This is a genomic window from Pseudanabaena sp. 'Roaring Creek' (genome assembly GCF_001402795.1).
Lineage (GTDB): Bacteria > Cyanobacteriota > Cyanobacteriia > Pseudanabaenales > Pseudanabaenaceae > Pseudanabaena.
Window position 1 is genome coordinate 1 of record NZ_LIRE01000475.1, and the last position, 5,202, is coordinate 5,202.

The following is a 5,202-nucleotide window of genomic DNA, read 5'->3' on the forward strand; positions in this document are numbered from 1 at the left end:
GCGTGCGCCGCAGGTTTTAATTATGCCCACTTACTTAATCAATGATTATAATCGATCAATTTAATTATTAATTCAGCATAAAGTACGAGAGCGGGGAATGTTATAATTTTTAGGCAATTGCTTGGCTAATAACTCAGTTTCTATGACTATCGACCCTTTAAGCTGGACAGAACTAGAATCTTTTGCAGATTTCCAAATAGATACAGTTAATGGTTCTACTAATTCACAAGCAAGATTGCGATTGTTTGGACATACCGAGGCTGATGTCAGGGTCACTTTATATCGGGATAATCATGCATGGTGTCCCTATTGCCAGAAGATTTGGCTATGGTTAGAGGAAAAACAAATTCCCTATCGCATTGAAAAAGTAACGATGTTTTGCTACGGCGAAAAGGAACTTTGGTACAAAAAAATTGTGCCATCGGGGATGCTACCTGCGATCGCTTTAGATGGAAAAATCGTTACCGAAAGCGACGATATTTTAATAGCGTTAGAAAAAGTCTTTGGTACTCTTGGCAAGGGAATGAATGATTCCCAAGTAATTCCCCTAAGAAGATTAGAAAGGATATTATTTAGGGCTTGGTGTGAATGGCTTTGTCGTCCTGTTATGTCAGCACAGCAAGAACAACGTCATCGCCATCAGTTTGGCGAAGTCATGACAAAGGTGGAGGAAGCCTTAGGAAATACGCCTAGTCCCTACTTTTTAGATGATTTTGGTACGGCGGATGTAATTTTTACGCCCTATGTAGAGCGCATGAATGCCAGCCTCTATTACTACAAAGGGTACTCCATACGCGAAGAGAATCCCCGTATGTCCGATTGGTTTGATGCAATGGAAAGTCGTCCAACCTATCGCGGAACCCAAAGTGACTTCCATACCCACGTACACGATCTTCCCCCCCAGATGGGAGGATGCTATGAGAACGGAGAACCACAGGCGCGAAGCAATCAGGCGAAAGTAAACTATGGGTCTTGGTTCGATCTACCCGATGTGAAGTATCCCGAACCTGCTAACTCGCGGCAGGAGGCTCTCCAGCGCGTGATCAAGCACCGCGCTAATATCATTAAGGTCAATCCTGCGGATGATCAATTATGCGATCTCGCTTTACGCTGTGCGTTAACCAATATGATGAACGATATGGCAAGCGATCGCCTATGTATGCCACCTCCCGATAGCGATCTTGCTTTGCGATATCTGCGCGATCGCATTAGCGTGCCTCGCGATATGTCCATCTATGCTGCTAAGCGTTTGCGGGAAGCTCTTGAAAAAACGGCCTCTCTATCTGGCGATCGTCAAAGCCCACCTATTCCTATCAGACATCGCCGCGATCAAGATCCTGCAAACTTTAAGGTTTCATGAGTTCAACTTTTACTCCCTTCCCAGTAAAGAATTAGCGTTGCGGCGCTTCGCGCCGCAACGCTAATTCTTGGTTTTTAATGTCTAATTTTATAGCGGGAAGGGAGTAAGTAGTTCAGCATAAGTAAAACCAAAACCAGAGAGCGTCCCGTCCGCGTAGCGGACGGGACGCTCTTCTAGCTTAGCTACTGAATAAAATATTCTCATTAATTACTTGATGCTGCGAATTTAACCATATAAGAGATATCTGGCAAATCCGCCCAGACTTTAACGTTACAATCGAGAAGTTGCGGTAATAGCCATCATGACGGTGGATGATGCGTGGCGTACAGGCGGCATTTAAGAAAATAGTTCCCATGTCATTTGTGGCGATCGCCTCACGGGTGCGATGGGAATTGAGCCGTAAATGGTGATGCATATGCCCAAAGGTAACTAGGGGAACTTTCTTGCCCATTTGATAGGATTTGGTAATTGCCTCGGCAAAGTCGGGATCGCCATAGTCCTTACCAATGGGTTTCCAATCCTTGCCACAGATAGAATATTCCTCACTGCCCAATCCAGAAGGTCCATTATGTCCTAAAAAAATTATATTTTCACAGGCTGTCCTAGAAACCGCATCAACGATACGCTGGGTGGAATCGATAAAATTTTTGACATTAAAGCGATCGCGATAAAAGGCTTCTTTCTTCCATTGCGAACCTCCCCAACTGAAGGGGCGAGAACCCACTACCGAAAGATTTAATTGGGGGAAATCAAGCCAGCTATAACCGACATGGATGTTGCCTAAAATGTCTAACTGTTGCTGGACGCGATCTTCTTTGGTGCGATCGTAGGGACATTGCTTTTTGCGATCGTTTGAGGCAGTAAACCAAGCATCATGATTGCCCAAAATCACTACTTTAGGAAGATCGAGATTAGCGATCGCTCGCACGAGTTCTACCGACTCATTACCAAAGTCACCGACAAATAGAACTAAATCGATATCCAGTGACTGAAGAGCTAAGCGGTCTTCTAAGGGTTGCCATAAATCATGCACATCACCAACTACAGCTATTTTGATCGCCCCTTCAGCAGATAAATTGGACATAGGGAGACTGGACTACTCACAAATTACTTAGGATTGTTATATACTAAACTTAAATTCGATCCATATTGTGAGCAATTCAAGCAATGTCTGCAAGTAAGGGAAAGTTCTCAAACAACTTACAGAACAATCTACCCAATCATTCCCCGAATAATTCCCCAAATAATTTCCAAAATAATTTCCAAGATAATTTCCAAACAAAATTCTGGAATTTTTTTGGGAGTTGGCGAACGATTTTCCAATTACTTTTTTTAGCAATTATTATTACTTGCAGCATTTTGGCATGGAATACCTTAGCGAGAAATATGCGTAGCTCTGGGCTTGCCATCAGCTTTGACTTTCTTAGCGATCCCGCTTCCTTTGATATTGCCGATTCCCCCTTCCCTTACAAGGCATCAGATAGTTATACTACCGCGTTGCAAGTCGGGCTGCTCAATTCGCTAAAGGCGATCGCGGTGAGCATCATTTCTGCCTCAGTCGTTGGGGTTACCGTCGGCATTTCAAGGCTATCGCACAATTGGTTGTTAAAACAATTGGCGCGGGTTTATGTCGAAATTCTCCGCAACACGCCGCTATTATTACAACTATTTTTCTGGTACTCGGCGATCTTTTTGACGCTTCCCTCCAGTAGCGATCGCATCTCCCTCGGCTTTGCCACTCTGGCAAAAGATGGCATCACGATCGCAGCTTTGAAGATGACCTTAAGTTCAGAATTTTGCGCCCTAGTGCTAGGATTGACCATGTTTTCTAGCGCCTTCATTGCCGAAATTGTGCGTGGTGGTATTCTTTCTGTGCCTAAGGGACAATCGGAAGCGGCAAAAGCTCTAGGCATGAATGCCTTCCAGACGATGCGAAAAATCATTTTGCCGCAGGCTCTACGCGTAATTATTCCATCCCTGACCAGCCAATATGTGAATATTGCTAAAAATTCTAGTTTGGCGATCGCGATCGGCTATACCGATATTTATCGAATTGCATCAACAACAATCAACCAAACGGGAAGACCTGTTAATGTCATTTTAATTATCATGGCTGTATATTTAGCGATCAGCCTGACTATCTCAGCGAGTATGAACTTACTAAATCGTCAGTTCCAGATCGTAGAAAGGTGATTGCAAAAACAAAAGCTGTAGCGCAGCGTGCGCCACAGCTTTTTGGGGTTTTCAATTCCCAAAAGTGTGGCTACACTTTTGGGAATTGAAAACCAAACCCAGTAAGGGTTTTAAAATCACAAAATGGCTTAGCCATTTTGTGATTTGGTATTACATTTAATTAATTAAATATGCATTGTCAAAAAATTTTAATTTGGTTTCGGAACGACCTGAGATTGCATGATTGCGAAATCCTTAGCCTTGCCGCTGAAGCCTTTAAGCGGATGAATGTCGAGGTATTTCCTTTTTACTGCTTCGATCCATACCACTTTGGTAAAACTTCCTTTGGTTTCGAGAAAACGGGAGCATTTCGCGCCAAATTTCTCATTGAAAGTGTGATTGATTTACGGGCAAATTTGCGATCGCTTAATTCCGATTTAATCGTTCGTATTGGTAAACCCGAACTGGTATTACCCGAACTAGCACAACAATTAGGTATCACTTCTATTTACTATCAGCGCGAAATTGCGACTGAAGAGACATCCCTAGAACGACGATTACATTCTATTTTCACGAAGCAGAATGTGGATTTTAAAGGTTTCTGGGGCAAAACGCTAATCCATTGCGACGATCTCCCCTTTGCGATCGCGCATCTTCCTGAACTATTTACCCATTTTCGCAAACAGGTTGAAGCCAATCTCATCATTCGAGAACCTTTTCCTTTAGTCGATCGCCTTCCCGCATTACCTCAAAGTATTGACATCGGTGAAATTCCTCATCTCACCAAGTTGGGACTTGAAGAATTTTTACCCTGTGCGCGGGCGAAGTTTCAGTTTCGCGGTGGGGAAACTGCGGCGATCGAGCGTCTCAATCACTACTTTTGGGCTAGCGATCGCCTCCAAGTTTACAAACAAACCCGCAATGGAATGCTCGAAGCCGACGATTCTTCTAAATTCTCGCCTTGGCTTGCCCTAGGCTGTTTGAGCCCGCGCTATATCTACGCTCAAATCAAAAAATATGAAAGCGATCGCCTTGCCAATGACTCGACTTACTGGTTGATTTTTGAACTTCTATGGCGAGACTATTTCCATTTTATTTCCGCAAAGCATGGTAATAAATTATTTTGGCGTACAGGCTTGCGGGGGATGGATTTGCCTTGGCAACAGAATTGGCAGATATTTCAGCTTTGGCAAATAGGAAAGACGGGATTTCCTCTAGTAGATGCAAATATGCGGGAACTCGCGGCGACGGGGTTTATGTCCAATCGCGGCCGCCAAAATGTGGCAAGTTTTCTGACTAAAAATCTTGGTATTGATTGGCGTATGGGCGCGGAATGGTTTGAATCGCGCTTAATTGATTACGATCCTTGTAGTAACTGGTGTAATTGGAATTACACCGCAGGTGTTGGGAACGATGCGCGAGGTTTTAGATTTTTTAATATTCACAAGCAATCACAGGATTACGATCCGCAAGGAAAATATGTCAAATATTGGCTACCCGAACTAGAAGCAATTCCCGCGCATAAAGTCCATCAGCCTTGGCAGCTTTCACCCATCGAGCAGCAACGTTTTAAGGTTCGCTTGGACGTTGACTATCCCCATCCCGTGGTTGATTTATTTGCTTCTGCTCGAGCCAACGAAGCAATCTACAACGCTTCAATTATAGCTACC

At 43.8% G+C, this 5,202-nt stretch carries 4 protein-coding genes; 3 read left to right on the forward strand and 1 reads right to left on the reverse strand.

What is annotated here, in order from left to right:
* Positions 1-142: 142 nt before the first annotated feature.
* A complete protein-coding gene (locus tag AC805_RS15070) occupies positions 143-1,360 on the forward strand; it encodes a glutathione S-transferase family protein (protein ID WP_197278737.1) in 1,218 nt (405 codons plus the stop codon).
* 178 nt (positions 1,361-1,538) lie between these two features.
* Here AC805_RS15070 and AC805_RS15075 read toward each other — a convergent pair whose 3' ends face one another.
* Positions 1,539-2,444 (reverse strand): TIGR04168 family protein, encoded by a 906-nt coding sequence (locus tag AC805_RS15075; protein ID WP_055076182.1) that lies wholly within the window; start codon positions 2,442-2,444, stop codon positions 1,539-1,541.
* Between the two features lie 83 nt (positions 2,445-2,527).
* Between AC805_RS15075 and AC805_RS15080 the strand changes: the two genes are divergently transcribed.
* Positions 2,528-3,553, forward strand: a complete 1,026-nt coding sequence (locus tag AC805_RS15080) for an amino acid ABC transporter permease (protein WP_156341417.1) — start codon at positions 2,528-2,530, stop codon at positions 3,551-3,553.
* A 170-nt stretch (positions 3,554-3,723) separates the two neighbouring features.
* Positions 3,724-5,202: DASH family cryptochrome (locus tag AC805_RS15085; RefSeq protein ID WP_055076183.1), on the forward strand; the 1,479-nt coding region annotated here is incomplete at its 3' end.